Origin of the sequence: Candidatus Fonsibacter ubiquis (assembly GCF_002688585.1) — a bacterium.
Lineage (GTDB): Bacteria > Pseudomonadota > Alphaproteobacteria > Pelagibacterales > Pelagibacteraceae > Fontibacterium > Fontibacterium commune.
Map to the genome: position 1 here is coordinate 1 of NZ_CP024034.1, position 20,390 is coordinate 20,390.

General features: G+C 29.2%; 16 protein-coding genes. 10 read left to right on the forward strand and 6 right to left on the reverse strand.

What is annotated here, in order from left to right; genetic code table 11:
• Positions 1 to 9: 9 nt before the first annotated feature.
• From dnaA to CR143_RS00025, 5 genes are all read left to right on the forward strand, one after another.
• The gene (dnaA, locus tag CR143_RS00005) at positions 10 to 1,404 is read left to right on the forward strand and encodes a chromosomal replication initiator protein DnaA (protein ID WP_099340983.1); all 1,395 of its coding nucleotides are present in this window, start codon (positions 10 to 12) and stop codon (positions 1,402 to 1,404) included.
• The gene (gene dnaN / locus CR143_RS00010) at positions 1,404 to 2,519 is read left to right on the forward strand and encodes a DNA polymerase III subunit beta (RefSeq protein ID WP_099339808.1); all 1,116 of its coding nucleotides are present in this window, start codon (positions 1,404 to 1,406) and stop codon (positions 2,517 to 2,519) included. Before dnaA ends, dnaN begins: the two co-directional genes overlap by 1 nt.
• A gap of 4 nt (positions 2,520 to 2,523) precedes the next feature.
• Positions 2,524 to 3,603, forward strand: coding sequence for a DNA replication/repair protein RecF (gene recF, locus CR143_RS00015; RefSeq protein WP_099339809.1), 1,080 nt, complete (start codon positions 2,524 to 2,526; stop codon positions 3,601 to 3,603).
• Between the two features lie 63 nt (positions 3,604 to 3,666).
• On the forward strand, positions 3,667 to 6,219 hold the full coding sequence (locus CR143_RS00020; RefSeq protein WP_099339810.1) for a DNA gyrase subunit B: 2,553 nt from the start codon (positions 3,667 to 3,669) through the stop codon (positions 6,217 to 6,219).
• Between the two features lie 4 nt (positions 6,220 to 6,223).
• Positions 6,224 to 7,516: an ActS/PrrB/RegB family redox-sensitive histidine kinase gene (locus CR143_RS00025; protein ID WP_099339811.1), complete on the forward strand. Its 1,293-nt coding sequence runs from the start codon at positions 6,224 to 6,226 to the stop codon at positions 7,514 to 7,516.
• Here the strand turns inward: CR143_RS00025 and CR143_RS00030 are convergent.
• The 4 genes from CR143_RS00030 to CR143_RS00045 are packed head-to-tail and all read right to left on the reverse strand — an operon-like array spanning position 7,509 to position 11,693.
• On the reverse strand, positions 7,509 to 8,579 hold the full coding sequence (locus CR143_RS00030; protein ID WP_099339812.1) for an agmatine deiminase family protein: 1,071 nt from the start codon (positions 8,577 to 8,579) through the stop codon (positions 7,509 to 7,511). The two genes, CR143_RS00025 and CR143_RS00030, sit on opposite strands and share 8 nt — an antisense overlap.
• A complete protein-coding gene (locus CR143_RS00035; RefSeq protein WP_099339813.1) occupies positions 8,572 to 9,453 on the reverse strand; it encodes a carbon-nitrogen hydrolase in 882 nt (293 codons plus the stop codon). Before CR143_RS00035 ends, CR143_RS00030 begins: the two co-directional genes overlap by 8 nt.
• 3 nt (positions 9,454 to 9,456) lie before the next feature.
• Positions 9,457 to 10,503 carry a 1,9-bis(guanidino)-5-aza-nonane synthase gene (locus CR143_RS00040; protein WP_099339814.1) on the reverse strand — a complete coding sequence of 349 codons (1,047 nt, stop codon included), beginning with the start codon at positions 10,501 to 10,503 and terminating at the stop codon, positions 9,457 to 9,459.
• A complete protein-coding gene (locus CR143_RS00045) occupies positions 10,503 to 11,693 on the reverse strand; it encodes a type III PLP-dependent enzyme (protein WP_099339815.1) in 1,191 nt (396 codons plus the stop codon). The genes CR143_RS00040 and CR143_RS00045 overlap by 1 nt, the downstream gene beginning before the upstream one ends.
• A 171-nt stretch (positions 11,694 to 11,864) precedes the next feature.
• Here CR143_RS00045 and CR143_RS00050 point away from each other — a divergent pair, with 171 nt between their 5' ends.
• On the forward strand, positions 11,865 to 12,431 hold the full coding sequence (locus CR143_RS00050; RefSeq protein WP_099339816.1) for an ActR/PrrA/RegA family redox response regulator transcription factor: 567 nt from the start codon (positions 11,865 to 11,867) through the stop codon (positions 12,429 to 12,431).
• Here the strand turns inward: CR143_RS00050 and CR143_RS00055 are convergent.
• Positions 12,424 to 13,002 carry a biotin transporter BioY gene (locus CR143_RS00055; protein ID WP_099339817.1) on the reverse strand — a complete coding sequence of 193 codons (579 nt, stop codon included), beginning with the start codon at positions 13,000 to 13,002 and terminating at the stop codon, positions 12,424 to 12,426. The two genes, CR143_RS00050 and CR143_RS00055, sit on opposite strands and share 8 nt — an antisense overlap.
• Positions 12,999 to 13,925 (reverse strand): ABC transporter ATP-binding protein, encoded by a 927-nt coding sequence (locus CR143_RS00060; protein ID WP_099339818.1) that lies wholly within the window; start codon positions 13,923 to 13,925, stop codon positions 12,999 to 13,001. Before CR143_RS00060 ends, CR143_RS00055 begins: the two co-directional genes overlap by 4 nt.
• 48 nt (positions 13,926 to 13,973) lie before the next feature.
• On the opposite strand from CR143_RS00060, the gene polA reads away from it, so the two are divergent.
• Genes polA through ahcY form a run of 4 tightly spaced genes read left to right on the forward strand, consistent with a single transcriptional unit; the run spans position 13,974 to position 20,386 of the window.
• Positions 13,974 to 16,769: a DNA polymerase I gene (gene polA / locus CR143_RS00065; RefSeq protein ID WP_099339819.1), complete on the forward strand. Its 2,796-nt coding sequence runs from the start codon at positions 13,974 to 13,976 to the stop codon at positions 16,767 to 16,769.
• Between the two features lie 39 nt (positions 16,770 to 16,808).
• The gene (locus CR143_RS00070; protein WP_099339820.1) at positions 16,809 to 17,510 is read left to right on the forward strand and encodes a response regulator transcription factor; all 702 of its coding nucleotides are present in this window, start codon (positions 16,809 to 16,811) and stop codon (positions 17,508 to 17,510) included.
• Between the two features lie 5 nt (positions 17,511 to 17,515).
• Complete coding sequence (locus CR143_RS00075) at positions 17,516 to 19,045, forward strand: sensor histidine kinase (RefSeq protein ID WP_099339821.1); 1,530 nt, start codon at positions 17,516 to 17,518, stop codon at positions 19,043 to 19,045.
• Between the two features lie 51 nt (positions 19,046 to 19,096).
• On the forward strand, positions 19,097 to 20,386 hold the full coding sequence (ahcY, locus tag CR143_RS00080; RefSeq protein WP_099339822.1) for an adenosylhomocysteinase: 1,290 nt from the start codon (positions 19,097 to 19,099) through the stop codon (positions 20,384 to 20,386).
• Positions 20,387 to 20,390 lie beyond the last annotated feature (4 nt).

Genomic DNA, 20,390 nt, shown 5'->3' on the forward strand with positions numbered 1-20,390 from the left:
GAAGTTCATATGTCAAACCAAATAAGTCTAAAAGACAATTTCATTAACGATAAAGCTAGGTGGGAGTCATTCCAACAGTCATTGTTAGGACTTTATGGTAAAGACGTTTATACGAGTTGGTTACAAAATATTAATTTTACTAAAATAAATTTTAATACATTAGTTCTAAATGTAAAAACAAGATTTATTCGTGATTGGATCGTCGCTCACTATGCTGATAAAATTTTAGATTTATATAAAAAACTAGATACAAATATTACGCGTATAGAATTTCAGATTTCAGAAAGAGTTGAATTAAAGAATAATAATAAATCAAACATTATTGATTTTGAAAAAAAAGATTTTATCCAAGATAGCGGAAGTTATGGACTTTCAAAAATTGATGAAAGATTAGTTTTTGATAATTTTATAGTAGGAAAGAGTAATGAACTTGCTTTTACAGCAGCTAATCGAATTATTGATAATTTAAATAAATATAATCCACTTTATATTTATGGTGGAGTTGGTTTAGGTAAAACACATCTCCTAAATGCTATTGGAAATAAATTATTAAAAAAATTAGATAAAGTTATTTATGTATCAGCTGAAAGATTCATGTATCAATTTGTGAGATCTATAAAAAATAATGATGTTGTCAAATTCAAGGATATTTTTAGAAGTGCAAAAGTTTTAATTATAGATGATATACAATTTGTTAGTGGAAAAGATGTAACGCAAGAAGAATTCTTTCATACCTTTAATGCGTTAATAGAATCGGGATCACAAATTGTAATTTCTTGCGATCGACCACCCAATGAACTTGATAGAATACAAGATAGAATTAAATCGAGACTATCAGGAGGTCTAGTTGTTGATATTCAAAGTCCAGATTTTGAACAAAGAGTTAAAATTTTAAAACAAAGATGTTTGAAAGAATTTCATGCCTCGGAAAGAAATATTGCTATTGATGATGAAGTTATTAATTTTATAGCCAATGAATTAAAACTTAGTATTAGAGAAATGATAGGCGCATTTAATAGAATAGCTGCTTATCTAAATATAAATAATAGAAAAATCTCTGTAGCAGAAGCTAAGGGTATTTTAAGAGATTCTTTAAATAAAATTGAGACCAATATCACCATAGAAGATATACAAAAAACTGTTGTTTCTTATTATAATATTTCAATGCATGATTTTATGTCATCAAGAAGATCAAGATCTGTTGCAAGACCTAGACAAATAGCAATGTATTTATCTAAGAAAATGACTACCAAATCTTTACCTGATATTGGCAGAAGATTTTCTGGCAGAGATCACACAACTGTTATTCATGCAATCAAAAAAGTAGAGGAATTGATGATCCAAGATAAAAATTTTGAGAATGAAGTTAAAGATCTTAATCAAAAATTAACAAAAACTGTTTAATGGAACTTAAGTTAAATAGAGATCTTTTTTTAAAAAGTCTTTCACATATTCAAGGAATAGTTGAAAAAAAAAATACCATTCCGATTTTGTCTAATGTTTTAATAGACGCTTCTAATGGAAAAATCACAATATCTGCAACAGATTTAGATATAATCATAATTGAAGTTATTAAAGGAGAAATTATTAAGGAGGGGTCAACCACAACAACTGCGCAAGTTATTTATGATTTAGTAAGAAAATTACCATCAGGTTCAGAAATATTAATTTCCCAAAAAACTGAAGGTCAACTTTCATTAATTTCAGCAAAATCTAATTTTAATTTAAAATGTTTATCACCAAAAGATTTTCCAATTACCCAAGATGATGTTGAAGGAGAAGCTCTTGCAATTAGTTCATCTGTTTTTTTAAAGTTACTCAATAAAACTAAGTTTGCAATTTCAAATGATGAAACCAGGCATTATTTAAATGGGATTTATTTACATAAAACTAATGAGAATAATCAGTTATACCTTTCAGCGGTTGCAACTGATGGACATCGACTATCAAAAAGTAGAATAGTATTAGCTAAAGATATAGCTTTTGAAGCCGTTATTCTGCCTAAAAAGACTTTGTTTGAACTAGTGACTATTTTGCAGGAAGAAAATTCAGAACTTAAAATTACAGCTAGTAAAACTAAAATAAGATTTACTATAAATGATGTGACTTTAATTTCAAAAGTTATTGATGGAAGATTTCCAGATTATTCAAAAGTAATCCCCACTGACAATAGTAACAAGATAACAGTTAATTTGTCGTCATTTATTTCAACAATTGATAGGATTAACTCACTCTCATCTGATCGTAAGGGAACATTAAAGCTTGTTGTAAATAAAGATATTTTAAAATTATTAGTCAACGATCCAAGTGCTGGAGATGGAGTTGAGGAAATTATTCTAAGCTATAGTGGTCCAGATTTAGAAATAGGTTTTAATTCTAAATATTTAATTGATGTGGGAGGTGTTATTGAGGATAAAAATGTGATGATTTACGCAAAAGATCCATCATCGCCAGTATTAATCCACGATCCTGCAGATATAAATAGTCTACATGTTATTATGCCAATGAGAGTGGCATGATAAGATGTTTTTAATAAAAGATATAAAGCTTCAAAATTTTAGATCTCATTCTTTTACTCAACTTAATACCAATCATCTTGTTGTTTGTATTATTGGACCAAATGGGAGTGGCAAAACTAATATTTTAGAGGCCATATCTATGATTGCGGATAAAAAAGGAATCAGAGGAGCATTGATTGAAGATTGTATAAAAAAAGATTCAAAAGATAAAACAATTATTTCTACAACAGTTATCTATGAAAAAAGAGAGTATCAGTTAAATGTTGTTTTTGAGAGCAAGGAGCAAAAAATAAAAAAATATTTAGATATTGACGGTAACAAATCTTCCTTAAGTGATATTTTTAAAGATATCAATTTTGTTTGGTTAACACCTCAAATGGATAAGATCATGTATGAAGGAGACAGTATTAAAAGAAAATTTTTAGATAAAATTATTTCTAATTATAATTTTGATTATAAAAAAAACCTGAATGATTTTAAAAAGTTATCAGATGAAAGAATTCAATTATTAAAAGAAAATCAAGATTTAAAATGGATAAGTATTTTAGAAAAGAAAATGATAGATGAGTTATGGAAAATTTTTATTTATAGAAGATTTTTTATTAAAGATATTAATAATATTATTTCAAATAAATTGAATAATTTTTTAAAAATAAAATTAAATATTAAAAATATATTTGATTTGAATGAAAATATTAGCAAAGACGATTTTTATTTATTTTTTGAAAAAAAATACATCGAAAAACGTGAGATCGATCAAATAACAAAAAGAAATAGCGTTGGTTCACAATTTGATATTTTTGAATTTTTTAATGAAGAAACTAAAATAAATTCGGACCTTTGTTCAACTGGAGAACAAAAAAAAATATTAATATCAATTATCTTATCATTTATATGGCTAATGAAGTCCAAAAACATGAAATCCATATTGTTATTTGACGAAATAGCATCTCACATAGACGGAGAAAATCTTGAACTTTTTTTTGATGAAATTTCAAAAATTGGCATGCAAACTTGGTACACTGGAAATGATTTTCAATTGTTCCAAGCTATTGAAAATAAAGCATTTTTTGTAAAATTATAGCAATTACCTTATCCTAATTGTAGGCAAAAAATGTTATAAAAAGCTTCGATAATAATTTCATAAATGGCTGAAAATTTACAAAAAAATATTCAAAATAATTTATACGAAGCAGACTCAATTAAAGTTTTAAAAGGTTTAGACGCGGTCAGAAAACGACCGGGAATGTACATTGGTGATACCGATGACGGCACTGGTCTACATCATATGGTTTTTGAAGTAATTGATAACTCAATTGATGAGGCCCTAGCTGGACACTGTAATGAAATTTATGTCTCATTAAATCAAGATCAAAGCGTCACAGTTGAAGACAATGGGAGAGGCATTCCTGTTGATATGCACAAAGAGGAAGGAATATCAGCTGCTGAGGTAATCATGACACAACTCCATTCTGGTGGAAAATTTGATCATGATTCATATAAGATTTCAGGAGGATTACATGGAGTTGGGGTTTCAGTCGTAAATGCATTGTCCGAAAAATTAAAATTAAATATTTTTAGAAAAAATAAAGAATATTTTGCAGAATTCAAAGATGGAGTTACTACAAAATCTTTAAAACAAATAGGAGATTCAAAAAAAACAAATGGAACTTCAGTAACTTTTCTACCCTCAAAAAAAATATTTACAACTACTGTATTTGACATCAATATTTTAAAAAAAAGAATTAAAGAATTAGCATATTTAAACAAAAGTATTCAAATTATTCTTGAAGATAAGAGAGAAGAAAAAATAAAAAAATTTGAATACAAGTTCGAAGGAGGTATTGCAGAATTTGTTATTGATCTTGATAAGAATAAAGAAAAACTCAAATCAGATTCAGCAGAGAATCTTTTTATAAAACCGATATATATTTCTGGAAGTAAGAATGATGTTCAGTTGGAAGTTGCCCTACTTTGGAACGCGGGTTATCAAGAACAAATTATTACTTTTACAAATAATATACCTCAAAAAGATGGTGGTACTCATTTAGTAGGTTTTAGAAATGCATTAACTAGAACTATAAATAAATATGTTGTTGATAATAGTATTCTTAAAAAAGAAAAAATTTCTGTAACTGGAGATGATGTCAGGGAAGGATTAACAGCTATAATTTCTGTAAAAGTTAAAGACCCTAAATTTTCATCACAAACTAAGGAAAAGTTAGTATCCTCCGAAGTTCGCCCAGTGGTGGAGGGAATAGTGAATGAGAAGTTAGAAGTTTGGTTTGATCAAAATAGTAAGATTACAAAGGCGCTTGTAAATAAAATATCCCAAGCAGCTTTGGCAAGAGAGCTTGCAAGAAAAGCAAGAGAAAGCGTAAGAAGAAAAAGTGCTTTAGATATTTCCAGTTTGCCAGGAAAACTGGCCGATTGTCAAACAAAGGATAAGGATAAAGCTGAATTATTTATAGTTGAGGGGGATTCAGCGGGAGGATCAGCGAAACAAGCTAGAAATAGAGAATTTCAAGCTGTTTTGCCATTAAGAGGAAAGATTTTAAATACTTACGTTGACTCAAAGAATAACGGCTCAAGCAAGTTAGATCCTGCAGAAGCCAAAAAGGTTTATGCTAAGATGCTTTCTTCAAACGAAATTATAACTTTAATTAACGCTATTGGTACTGGGTTTGATGATTTTAGTCTTGAAAAATTAAGATATGGAAAGATTATTATTATGACCGATGCTGATGTTGATGGATCTCACATTAGAACTTTATTATTAACTTTTTTTAATAATGAACCGTTTAACGAGTTAATAAAAAATGGAAAAATTTACATAGCGCAGCCACCTTTATACAAAATAAAAGTAGGAAAAAAAATATCTTATATTAAAAACGACGAAGAGCTTTTTGACATAACGATTAATACAGCCAAGGATACAATTAAATTTTATTCAGAAGAGAATAAAAAATCAAAACAAGAAAATTTTGATGAGATTATCAAACTCTCCAGAAGATTTGACTCTAGAATAAGAAATTTAGGAAAAGATTTTGATAGAGACTTAGTCGAAGCTTTAGCTATAGTTGGAAGTTTTTACAAAGATAAAAAAGATTTTTTAATTAGAGATGATTCTGATGACAAGAAAAAAAAAGGCGCAATACAGGCGGCGGCAGACTATTTAAATAGATCAAGTAATAACCGTGAAAATAATTTATGGAAAGGATCTTTTAAAGAAAATTTATTTATTGTAGAAAAAAAATATTATGAAGAAACCATTATTAAAAAATTAAGTTTAGATTTTTTAGATACAAAGCATGTGGAAGAATTGAGTCAGCTTGGCGAAATGTTAAAAATTTTTAGAAAGAATTGCTATATTATTAATTCTGCTAATGAAAAGATCAACGTTTATTCACCAATCGATTTTTTAAAAAGAATCGTAGAAGAAGGCAAAAAATCAATATCTATTCAACGATTTAAAGGATTAGGAGAAATGAACCCAGAGGAATTATGGGAGACAACTTTAAATCCAGAGAATAATACTTTGTTAAAAGTAGATTATTCTGGAAATGATGTTGATAACGAAACTACTAATCCAGGTGATCGAGATAGAGAGATTTTCAAAATTTTAATGGGTGAAGATGTTGTTCCAAGAAAAGATTTTATCAATAAAAATGCTATTAATGTTAATAATCTAGACATCTAGTTTAATGAATTTAGCAAAATTACCAGAGCTAAATGACAATCAAATAAAACTCTTAACTTTAATTAATATTCGTTGGGTTGCTATTCTTGGTCAGTTTATAACAATATCAATTGTTTATTTTTATTTTAATTTTAGTTTTAATATTGAGTATTGTTACCTATTAGTTTTATTTTCCTCTTTTCTTAATATTTTTTTACAAATTAGATCAAAAAAAACCGAGCTATTGTCTAATAAACAAGCGACTTTTAGTATCCTGTACGACTTATTTCAGTTGTTTGGGCTATTATTTTTAACTGGAGGATTAACCAATCCGTTCTCAATATTAATTGTTGCTCCTATTACAATTGCTGCAGGATTTTTAAATCTTAGAAGTAGTATTTTGATTGGTTTTTTATCGATTGTATTGATTATTATTTTATCATTATTTTATTTTGAATTACCTGGAATTGAAAATAATTATCTTTTTCCAAAATTTTATATTCTTGGATTAGCATTAGCATTATGTACTACAATAATATTTTTAGCTATTTATTCTCAAAGATTAGCAATAGAAAGTGCGCAAAGAAGCGAAGCCTTTAATGTTTTGCAACAAATATTTTTAAGGGAGCAAGAGTTAAAATCCTTAGGTGGACTTGCAGCAGCAGCAGCTCATGAATTGGGAACCCCTTTAAATACCATATCCCTAGTAGCTAAAGAGTTAAAAAAAGAAATAGGATCAAATAAAAAGTTTAATCAGGATTTAGACTTACTTATTTCTCAATCGAAAAGATGCAGCGATATATTAAAGCAGATATCGAAAAATCCTTACACGGAAAAAGAAGATAATTTTTTTGATAAAGCATCTTTTAAAATTATCGTTCATGAAGTTGTCGACTCATTTAAAGATTTAAGTAAGAAAAAAATTATAATTAATGATGACGAATATAAAAAAGATTATTTAATTACAAAAAAAATCGAGATCATTTATAGCCTAAAGAATATCATTGATAATGCTTTAAAATTTTCTTCAGATAAAATTGAGATTTTTTTATTATCTAATGAAGAACAATTAAGAATAAAAGTTGAAGATGATGGAGTAGGTTTTTCAAAGCAAATATTAGGATTTTTAGGAGATCCTTATATTAATAAAAAAGATTTAGACAAAAACAAAGAAGGATTGGGTCTTGGAATTTTTATAGCAAAAGTTTTTTTAGAAAGATTGTCAGCTATTATTAATTTTTATAATTTAGAGGGAAAAGGTGCAGTAGTAGATATATCTTGGCAAAAAAAAGATTTAATTAATTTAAAACTTATATAGCTGGTTCTTGTTGGGTCATACAATGAATTGCTCCAAATCCCCAAATAAGATCTCGACAATTAATTGGCACAATTTTTCTGCCCTTAAAATGATCTTCTAAAATTTGAAAAGCTTTGTCATCATTTTTATCTTCAAAGATTGGCAAAAGAACAATTTTATTTGCTATATAAAAATTTAGATAACTTGCCGGTACTCTTGTGTCCTCAATAATTAATGGTGACGGCATGGGTATTTCTACAATGGTATTTTGTTTGCCTAAATGATTTCTAGATTTTTTTAAGATTTTTAGATTTTCATTTAAAGCTGAATAATTTTCATCGCTTTTTCTATACTCTATTGCTGTAAATATTTTATCATCATCAAAAAATCTTGTTATGTCATCGATATGACCATGTGTATCGTCACCAACAATACCCTTATTTAACCATATAAAATTTTTAATATTTAAACTTTCGCTAAGAATTATTTCTAATTTTTCTCTATTTAATCCAGGATTTCTTTCTTGTACTTTGCTTAATAAGCATTCTTTTGTTGCAATTAATGTCCCTTTTCCATTCACATCAATTGCACCGCCTTCTAATATAATGTTTTTGACCTTATTTTTTATTTTCGTTTTTACATCTATAAGTTCTATGTTCTTTATTTTTGCTATTTGTGACTTAATATTATTGTCAAAATTATAATCTTTATATTTAGCCCACGCATTGAAATGAAAATTAGTCATAATTTTCTTTTTTAAAAGATCGTTTACTAAAAAAATAGGTCCAGTATCTCTAGTCCATACTCTATTTGTCTTAATGATATGAAAATTAACTTTATTAAGGTTTGTTTTCTCTTTAATCAAAATTTTCTTAATATTCTTTTTAACTGATTTTGATTGTATTAAAATATCAACTTTTTGAACTTTAGATAAAGCTGAAGTTATTTTAGCGAAAGTCGATGGAATGTTTTCAAATTTATCTGGCCAGTCATTTTTATTATGTGGCCATGCTAACCATGTGGAATTTTGCTTTTCCCATTCTGCTGGCATTCTATAACCCAAAGATGCCAGATTTTCATTCATTGGAAGGATTTTTTAATAGACCGTGGTATTGATCAATTCTTCTATCTCTTAAGAATGGCCAATGTTGTCTTACTTTTTCAACTTTGCTTAGATCAATATTACAGATAATAATTTCCTCCTTGTCGTTGCTACCTTCTGCAATAATATTTCCATTAGGGTCAAATACGATTGAATTGCCCCAAAATTCGATAGATTTATTTTTTTCACCTTCAGTGCCTACTCTGTTAACAGAAACAACGAATACTCCATTTGCTATAGCGTGTGATCTTTGGATTGTAAGCCATGCATTTAATTGTGATTTACCAAATTCTTTTTTTTCACGTAAATGCCAGCCTATTGCTGTTGGATAAAATATGATTTCCGCACCCTTTAGAGCCGTTAAACGTGCTGCTTCTGGAAACCATTGATCCCAGCATATTAAAGTTCCAATCGTACCGTGCTTAGTGTTGAAACTTTTAAACCCTAAATCACCAGGGGTGAAATAAAATTTTTCATAATATTGAGGATCATCTGGAATATGCATTTTTCTATAATGACCAAATATTTTTCCTTTTTCATCAATCACAACACATGAGTTATGATAAAGACCCGAAACTTTCTTTTCAAAAAGTGGAACGATTATTATTACGCTTATTTTTTTTGCTAACTCACATAATGTATTAGTAGTTTTTCCAGGTATCTTCTCTGCTATTGCAAAATTATCGTGATTTTCTTCTTGGCAAAAATAATGCGTTAAAAATAGTTCAGGCAAACAAATAATTTGTGCACCTTTCTTTTTCGCTAATTTTATTTTTTCAATGGCTTTAGAGAGATTTTTTTTTGGATCAGCGTCCATCTTCATCTGCACCAAAGCTACTTTAGTTAGTGAAGACATTGTTTATTTGAATAATTTAGAAAAACTCCTTTTAGGTCTATTTTTCCAGTAGCCTCTATGAAATGCATCGCTTGCTATGAGAGGTATAACGCTAGTTGCTTCAGCAAAAACCATTTGCTCTCTTGCTGTATCTACTTTTCCCCATGAGCTTGCTTCTTTTAATGTAGAAGAACTACACGCTCCATCTCTAACGTCAGCAACAGTAATTTGTATAGCATATTTATGCATATCAACTTCTTTTCCTAAAAGCTCAGCACATATCACCGTGTCTTGAATATAATTTTTAGGAACACCACCACCGATCATTAATAAACCTGAAGTTTTTGATTTAATTTTAATTTCAGTAAGTTCTCTAAAATCTCTTATAGAGTCAATTGTTAAATGTTTTTTAGGATTTCTTTCTTGATGCATTACTAAACCAAATCCAGCACTAGAATCTGTAAAAGCAGGACAGAATATTGGCACATCGTTTTCGTAAGCAAGTTGAATTAAAGATTCTTTCTTCTTTGAATGTCTTGCTAAATATTTTCCCATTTCTCTTATGAATTCGCGAGAAGTATAAGGTCTAGCTTCTAATTGATCTGCTATTTCGCCAACCGTTTTATCACAAGCTTGTAATTGGTCTTCATCAATGTAAGTATCGTATATTCTGTCGATGTAATGTTCTCTTAAAACATTATCATTTTGAAACTGGGATCCTTGGTAATGTTTAAAGCCTAGAGCTTCAAAGAAATCCATATCCACAATTGATGCGCCTGTCGAAACGATGGCATCGACCATATTATTTTTAACTAAATCAGCATAAACTTTCATGCATCCAGCAGCAGAAGTTGACCCTGCTAAAGTTAGAAAAATAGTGCAGTTTTTATCATTTAACATCTCATTATAGATCTGTGCTGCATTGGCCGTTTCCCTAGATGTAAAAGACATCTTGGACATGGCATCTATAATGGGTCTTGCATCAAAAGATGTAATATCGATATGCTCGATTGCTTTGTTTAAAAAACTAGATTTGTTGTGACCTACAGTTGGACTTGAGGATTTGTTCATTAAGCAACAAGATAATTGCTTTTATATTCCTCATCTTGTTCATTTTGATAAACAGACATTATTGGTTTATCCTCAATCTCAAAAATGTCATCTGAGTAAAAGCCATTAAATTTAGTTCTAAAAGTTAAGCCATAACTTCCTAATTGACCAATTTCTATATAATCACCCTCTTTTAGATTATTTGGTAACATGTAAGGACCTTTCATAAAATCCATACTATCACAAGTTGGTCCATAAAAATTAAAAGGTGTTAGGCGTCTGCTTAAATCTTTTCCAGTATCAACAACTTTTGTTGGAAAAATAAAATTTGGAAAACCAGCATCAAATAAAGAGCCATACGTTCCGTCATTAATATAAAGACTTTGTTTTTTTCTTAGTTCAATCTTAACAATTGTTGAACCGCTTTCTGCAACAATAGCTCTTCCGGGTTCACAAATTAATTCTGGCTGTTTCGGTAAACTTAATTTGTTTACTGCTTTTTTGATTTCTTCCATGTAGTTTTCTAATGGTTGAGGATATAAATCTGGATACTTAGAAGGAAATCCACCGCCAACATTTATAATATCAGGCGTGATACCTGATTTTAAAATTATATTTCCAATTTCTTTTATTCCTTTTGAGTAAGATACCGGATGCATACATTGAGATCCGACATGAAAACTTACACCAAGTTTTTTTACAAGTGGTCTTGCTAACTTTATTAAATTGATTGCCTCAGTAGGAGAAGCTCCAAATTTTTTTGACAGGTCAATTTCAGAATGTTCATTCGAAACAAATATTCTTAAATATAAAGTTAAATCTTTAGCATCTTTAGTTGCTTCAAAAATTTTTATTAATTCATCTTTTGTATCAAAAGAAAAATCTCTAATTCCAAAATTAAAATACGCTTCTTCAATACTCTTTCTGTTTTTTACTGTATGCATGAAATAAAGTTTTGCATCTTTTGCGATCGACTTGACTAACTTTATTTCTTCGAGAGAGGCTACATCAAAATTTGTGATTCCATTTTGGTAGATATGTTTGATAACATTTTTATGAGGATTTGTTTTTACAGCGTATAGGGGTTTCCCCGGAAAATTATTTACAAAAAAATTGCAAGCCAGTTTTATACTTTCTGGTCGAATACAATATACTGGATTTACAGGTTGAAGCTCTCTGACTAAGTCAGAAACAGAATTAAACTTTTTCAATTCTTGTTATGTCCTTTTGTTAAAAAATTAATAATTAAATTAATCAATTGAGTCGGCAATTAAAGCTATTTTTAATTTCTGTAAAGTATTTATTTTAGGTAAGAAAAATTTTTTTCACACTGTGTCATTCGCTTGTGATCAGCTTTAGGAGGGACTATACTGAGCTCTAAAATGAATAAAAACTTACCCACAAAAGCAAATCTCGGACAGTTTGAGAATAAATCTTTGCTCATAGTTGATGATGATGATCCATTTAGAAATAGACTTTCAAAAGCTATGGAAAATAAGGGTTTTTTAGTCACCTCAGCTTCCAGTGTTGCTGAAGGGGTACAAAAAGTTAAAGTTTCCGCTCCAACTTTTGCCATTATAGACCTTAGACTGAATGATGGGAGTGGTTTGGACATCGTTAAGGAGATACATAAAGTCAAAGCAGATAGCAGAATTATAGTTTTAACCGGTTACGGAAACATTCCAACGGCTGTTGCAGCAGTTAAATCTGGAGCCATAGATTATCTTGCGAAGCCAGCTGATGCAGAGGATTTAGAGTCTGCTTTATTGGCAGACAAGGATAAGAAAGCAATGCCTCCTGAGAACCCAATGTCTGCTGATAGGGTAAAATGGGAACATATCCAGAGAGTATTTGAATTATGTGATCGTAACGTTTCTGAGACGGCGAGAAGACTTAAAATGCACAGAAGAACTCTACAAAGAATTCTTTCTAAAAGATCACCTAAATAAATTTTTTAAGCTTATTTCGAAGTTTTAAAACCAAAGGTAGAATAGTTGCAATTAATAAAACTTTAAATAACTCAGCAAGTAAAAATGGCTTTGCGCCTAGATTAAATATTGGTTTGTCCCAACCAATGATTGAGCCAAGCCATGCCATTCCCAAGATATAAATCGGAGCTATACATAAACTTGCTAATACTATTCTTTTAAAAAAATTTACTTTAAAATTAAGATATCCTGCAACTACCACAGAAACTAAAAAACCTAGAATATATCCAAAAGTTGGACCTAGAATATAACTTAAACCAATTCCTTTTTCAGGTGTTCCAGCAAAAACAGGTAAACCCAGAACACCCTGTAATAAATATAATAAAACAATAGTACCACCCAATCTCCATCCAAATACTATTCCAATAAGCACAATTATAAATGGCTGCATTGTCATTGGAACCGGATAAAAAGGAACTTTAAGTTTTGCCGATAATGTAATTAAAAAAGTCGAAAAAAATATAATTGGTAATAACAAAATAATTTTTTTTGTAAAAATATAATTTTTATTAATACTTTTATTATCAATCATTTTTTTGTAAGTTTTAAAAAAACATCCTCTAAATCAGCATCTTCTGTTAAAATATCTAAAATTTCAAGATTTTTTTCCTTAACTTCAGATATAATTTCTTCAATTTTATTCTCATTTTTGTTGTAGGTGATGCTAATAAGGTCAGGTTTTGGATAATTAATTACAAGACCAGACTTGAGCTTTTCTCCTATGTTTTTGGGAACCTTTAATTTAAAAATTATTTTTTTAGTAAGAATATTATTTAATAAATTTTCAGTTTTATCTAATGCTATTAATTCACCATGATTAATTATTGCAATCCGGTCACATAATTGTTGAGCTTCTTGAAGGTAGTGAGTTGTTAAAATAATAGTTACGCCTTGCTTATTAAGTTGTTGGATGTTTTCTAAAAGTTGTTGTCTAAGATCTACATCAACACCAGCTGTAGGCTCATCCAAAATTAAAATAGGTGGTTGATGAACTAACGCTTTTGCAACTAACAACCTTCTCTTCATACCTCCGGATAAACTTCGAGCATAAGAATCAGCCTTATCTTTAAGCATGGTTATTTCTAAAATTTTATCTGTGATTCTTTCGCTTTCTTTAATTCCATACATGCCTGCTTGAATTTCTAATAATTTTCTTGGAGAAAAAAAGGGATCTAGATTTGTTTCTTGAGGAACTATTCCAATAGAGCTTCTTACCTCCCTAGAATTTTTATCAAGATCAAAGTTCCACACCTTTACTGAACCAGAGGATTTTATAACTGTTCCTGCAAGAATATTTATAAATGTAGATTTACCAGCACCGTTTGGTCCTAATAAACCAAATATTTCTCCCTTATTAACATTTAAATTAATATTTTTTAAAGCATGGATTGTATTTTTTTTTGTTTTAAATTGTTTTGAAAGATTAGTAATTTCAAGTGCTAAAAAATTTTCCATTAATATTATGTAATATAATTTTTCTATTTATAAGATAATATTTATTTAATGACCAATTCTAAAAAAACAGACCTTCTTTATCTAATTGATGGTTCTGGTTATATTTTTAGAGCTTTTTATGCTTTACCACCACTTACAAGAAAAAGTGATGGAATGCCAGTAGGTGCAGTAAGTGGATTTTGTAATATGCTTTATAAATTTTTAGAGGATGCAAAATTAAAAGATGGTTATGAAAAACCGACCCACATAGCAGTTATATTTGACAGTGCTAGAAAAAATTTTAGAAATAATATTTATCCAGAATACAAAGCAAATAGGAATGAAACTCCAGAAGATTTAATACCTCAATTTAGTTTTATACGTGAAGCTGTAAAAGCATTTAATTTACCAAGTATTGAGATGGAAAATTATGAGGCAGACGACTTGATAGCTACCTATAAAAAAGAGGCGCTAAAAAAAAATATAAGAGTTAAGATTATTTCATCCGATAAAGATTTAATGCAGTTAATTGATGATCAAACAACACTTTTTGACTCAATGAAAAATAAAGATATTGGCATAGAAGAAGTTAAGGAAAAATTTGGTGTAACTCCAGATAAAGTTATAGAGGTACAAGCATTAGCAGGAGATAGTTCAGATAATATACCAGGCGTTCCAAGCATAGGAGTTAAGACTGCCGCAGAATTAATTAATGAATTTGGTTCATTAGAAAATTTACTAAAAAATGTTGATAAAATTAAACAGCCAAAGCGAAGACAAACAATTTCTGACAATAAAGAAAACGCCCTTATTAGTAAAAAATTAGTAACGCTTAAAGATGATGTTCCAACAGTAGAAAAAATTGAAGATTTTCAAGTTAAGAATTTAGATAAAGAAAAAATTATTTCATTCTTAAAAAAAATGGAGTTTACAAGACTTTTGGAAAGGATTGAAAAGACCTATGGATTATCGACAGATAAAAAAGATATTGTTTTAGAAGAGTCAAAAGATAGCGTTTTTACAAAAACTGACGTTTCTAGAAAAAACTATAAAACAGTATTTAAATTATCTGAATTAGAAAAAATTTTAGAGGAAGCTGAAAAAAAAGGCCTGACCGTTGTTGATGTTGAGACAGATTCTTTAAATATTAGGCAGGCTAATTTAGTTGGTATTTCTTTATGCGTTAAAGAGGGGAATGCTTATTATGTGCCTTTAAATCATTCTAATAAGGAAGATAAACAAATTAAATCCCAATTAAATACCGAGTTAGTTATTAAAAAAATTAAACCTTTTCTTGAGGATAAAAGTATTAAAAAAATTGGACATAATATTAAATATGATTTTCGAATATTAAAAAAATATGGGATTCATTTAAATCCAATAGAGGATACAATGTTAATGTCCTATGTTCTTGATGCGGGAATAAATCGTCATGGCATGGATTTACTTTCTGAGATTCATTTAAATCATAAAACTATTTCATTCAAAGATGTTGCTGGTATTGGAAAATCGCAAGTTACTTTTGATAAAGTTAATATTAATCAAGCAACAGAGTATGCAGCTGAAGATGCGGATGTAACTTTAAGGTTATATAATTTTTTTAATACCAGAATTTTTAAAGAGGAGGTATTAAGTATTTATGAGGAACTTGAAAAACCAATGATTCAAGTTTTGTCTCAAATGGAGGAGAATGGAGTTAAAATTGATGAAAAAATTTTAAAAAATTTATCATTAAAATTTGAAAAAGATTTAAAAGTTTTAGAAAAAAAAATTTATGAACTTGCAGGGGAAGAGTTTAATATTGCCTCTACTAAACAACTTGGAGATATTCTTTATAAAAAACTAAAAATTATCGCTACTAAAAAAACGAAAAAAGGTAACTACGCAACAAATGTAAATATTTTGGAGGACCTTGCCTTTCAAGGGCACGAATTACCCAAACTTATTTTAGACTGGAGGCAAAAATCTAAATTAAAGAATACTTACACCGATAGTTTACAAGAATTTATTGACTCTAAAACTAAAAGAATTCACACATCCTTTTTACTTGCTGCGACTAATACGGGAAGACTTGCATCTAGTGATCCAAATATTCAAAATATTCCAATCAAATCTGCAGAAGGCAAAGAAATACGCTCAGCGTTTATTGCTGAAAAAGGTAATTTTTTAATTTCAGCAGATTACAGTCAGATTGAAATGAGGATACTTGCGCATATGGCCGATGTTAAGGAACTAAAGAAAGGTTTTTTAAACTCTGAAGATATTCATAATATTACAGCAGCTCAAATCTTCGAAGTAAAACACAAAGATATTAACGAAGAAATGAGGAGAAAAGCAAAGGCAATAAATTTTGGAATTATTTATGGAATTTCATCTTATGGTCTTGCTAAACAAATTTCAGTTTCTAATGTTGAAGCAGAGACTTTTTTAAAATCCTATTTTAAAAAATTTCCTGAGATAAAAGATTATATGAATGAAACATTAAAAAATTGTAGAAAATATGGTTATGTAAAAACATTATTTGGTAGAAAATGTAATTTTCCAAATATCAATGATAAAAATCATACTTTAAGAACTTTTCAAGAAAGAGCATCTATTAATGCTCCAATCCAAGGAACTGCAGCAGATCTTTTAAGGCTGGCTATGATTAAAATAGATCAAAAAATTCAAGATCAAGATTTACAATGTAAAATGCTTTTGCAAATTCATGATGAACTAGTATTCGAATCCTCTGCGGATAATATTAAAAAATCTAAAATTGATATTGTCGAAATAATGTCAAAAGCCTCTGAACCAAACTATAAATTTTCTATTCCTTTAAGCGTAGATATTAAAGAAGGATTAAATTGGACCACTGCTCATTAAAACTTTTGATTATACAAATATTATTATAAAATAATTTATATGAACAAAACAATCGCCTTAGTCGATGATGACAGAAATATTTTAACAAGTGTTTCAATGGCACTTGAAAATGAAGGATTTAAAGTTCAGACGTATTTGGATGGTGAAAGTGCATACATAGGAATGACCAGACTTCCTCCTGATTTAGCAGTTATAGATTTAAAAATGCCTAAGATGAATGGTGAGGAGTTGCTAGAAAAACTTAGAAAAAAATCTTCTATTCCTGTAATTTTATTAACTTCCAAAGATGATGAGGTAGATGAATTATTAGGATTGAAACTTGGCGCTGATGATTATGTTAAAAAGTCTGGAGGTTTTTCCATTAAAGTGTTGATAGAGAGAATTAGAGTTCAATTAAGAAAGTTGGAGCCAAAAACTGTCTCCCAACCAAAAAATATTCTAACAGTTGGTCGGTTAACTTTGGACTCGGAACAACTAGAATGTGAGTGGGGAGGAAAAGCTTTGCCTGATAAGTTAACCACAACCGAATTTAAAATTATTTATGAATTAGCAAAAAGACCAGGTGTTGTTAAGGAAAGGGCGTACTTAATGAATATTGCTTATAAGCAAGATAATGACATTGAGGACAGGACTATTGATAGCCATGTTAAACGAATACGTAAAAAATTTAAAAAAATTGATCCAAAATTTTCTGCAATTGAGACAAGATATGGAAGTGGATATCGCTGGAATATTAGCTAAATATAATGAAAAGATTTATTAGCTTAAAATCACTTTTAGCAAAATTTTTATTTATAAATTTATTTTTCTTTTCAATATTAACTCTAGCAACTTATTCATATCTACAATCTATAGAACCAGAACTTGTTAATAATAAAAAGAAAGAGCACTCTAAACTTATTAAAAATATTGCTTTAAATATGGAGTTACAGCGCACTCCTTATAAACGAGATAATTTAAAAAGTTTTTTGGCAAATTATAAATATTTATTGCCCAATATTAATCAAATTAGAATTTATGACTCAAAAAAACAGATCATAGCGGATGTCCACTCTTTAGATATAAATGCAAAACCCTTTTATAAAGTACCTGAAGTTCAAGAAAAAAAATTAACAACAGATAATATACCAGACACTTCTGACCTAACTACTCTACAAGAAGAAAAATTACTTAACAAAATTATTAGCGATAATTTAAATATATTAGGGTCCGACAAGGTCTTAACTTTATCAAAAAAAATTAAAGAAAATTTTATTGTTGTTAGCTTATCTTCGTTAGTTTTAAATAATGAAAATAAAGGGTTTATTGTTATAACAGAGGACTCAAATGACATTCAAAATGCTGTTATTGAGAGAAAAAATTTTGTTATTAGGACTGCATTAAGTGTTGCTGCAATCATATTGATTTTTTCAATTTTTTTAAATGCAAATATAATTAAACCAATTAGAATTCTAGGCCGCTATACCTCCTCAGCAAGTTCAGATCATCCTGATAATAAAATTATTAATAGAATTAATTTAAGACCTGATGAAATTGGTAACTTATCAAGATCACTCTCTGGAATGACAAATAATTTATATAAAAGAATTGAATTTGCAGAAAGATTTGCATCTGATCTTACTCATGAAATTAGAAATCCTCTAGCATCATTAAAAGCTGCATCAGAATTATTACCAAATGCAAAAGATTCTGAAAAAAAAAATAGATTACTTGGTATATTGAATGACGATGTTGTGAGAATTGAAAGACTGATAACAGATTATTCTAATATGCTTAAAGGTGAAGCACTAGAAGCTAAATTGCAACTAACTAAATTTGATCTAATTAAACTTATAAATAAAGTTGCAGAGGAATATCAGCAAGTTATTAATAATACTAAAAAAAATATTTCAATAGAGATTAATAATTTAATTAAAAAAAAAACTTTTATTATTGGTTTTGAAAGTAGGATTCAGCAAGTTATTTCTAATATATTAGAAAACTCTATATCTTTTAGTCCGGAAAAAAGTATTTTAAAAATAAAAATTGAAAGAGTTAAAAATGATGCAAAAATAATTATAACTGATGAAGGACCAGGTTTTAACGAAAGTAATATCGGCAAAGTTTTTGAAAGATTTTATAGTAATAGACCTAAGGAAATGTTTGGTCAGCACTCGGGATTAGGATTAAATATTGTAAAAAATATAGTCGAATCTCACAAAGGGCATATTAAAGCCTATAATTTAGATGGAAGCAGAGGAGCGGCCATTGAGATTGATTTACCAATAGCAGATTAATTCATAAATAAATTTGATATGGCTAAGTTTTATTGTTAATTAACTTTCATAATGACACAAGATTTTAAAGTAAAAGATTTAAAACTAGCAGAATTTGGCAATAAAGAAATTTCCTTGGCAGAAACTGAAATGCCAGGATTAATGGCAATTAGAAGCGAGTATCAGTCAAGTAAGCCTTTAAGAGGAGCTAAGATAATTGGCTGTTTGCATATGACAATTCAAACTGCAGTTTTAATAGAAACACTAGTGGCGCTTGGAGCTGAAGTTAGATGGTCATCTTGTAATATATTTTCAACGCAAGATCATGCAGCAGCAGCTATCGCTGCAAAAGGAATACCAGTTTACGCATGGAAGGGTGAAACGGAGGAGGAGTATTGGTGGTGTATTGAACAAACTATTAATGGAAAAAAAGATTGGAAACCTAATCTCCTGTTAGATGATGGAGGTGATTTAACTATGTTGATGCACGATAAGTATAAAGATTTATTGAAGAATATTAAAGGGGTTTCGGAAGAGACAACCACTGGAGTGAAGGCTTTAAAAATATTAGAGAAAGAAAATAAATTATTAATTCCAGCAATTAACGTAAATGACTCAGTGACAAAATCTAAATTTGATAATTTGTATGGCTGTAGAGAAAGTTTAGTAGACTCGATTAGAAGAGCAACAGATGTAATGATGTCAGGAAAAGTTGCTATCGTTGCAGGATTTGGAGATGTTGGAAAAGGAAGTGCGGCATCCCTTAGACAAAGTGGAGCAAGAGTTTTAGTTACAGAAGCAGATCCAATTTGCGCCTTACAAGCTGCAATGGAAGGTTATGAAGTTGTACTAATGGACGAAGCCATCTCTTCAGCTGACATTGTTGTTACGGCCACAGGTAACAAAGATATCGTCACTATTGAGCATATGAGAAAAATGAAAGATAGATCAATACTTTGTAATATTGGACATTTTGACAATGAAATTCAAGTTAGTGCATTAAAAAATTATCGGTGGAATGAAGTAAAGCCTCAGGTTCATGAAATTGAGTTTCCAGATAAAAAAAGAATTATTTTATTAGCAGAGGGAAGATTAGTAAATCTTGGCTGCGCAACAGGACATCCAAGTTTTGTTATGAGTGCATCTTTTACAAACCAGGTTATTGCACAAATAGAATTGTGGAATAGCAATGGAAAATATCAAAACAAAGTTTATGTTTTACCTAAACATTTAGATGAAAAAGTTGCGATGTTGCATCTTGCAAAAGTTGGAGCAAAACTTACTAAATTAACAAAAGAACAAGCCGATTATATTACTGTTTCTCAAAAAGGACCTTTTAAACCAGATACATATCGTTATTAATTTC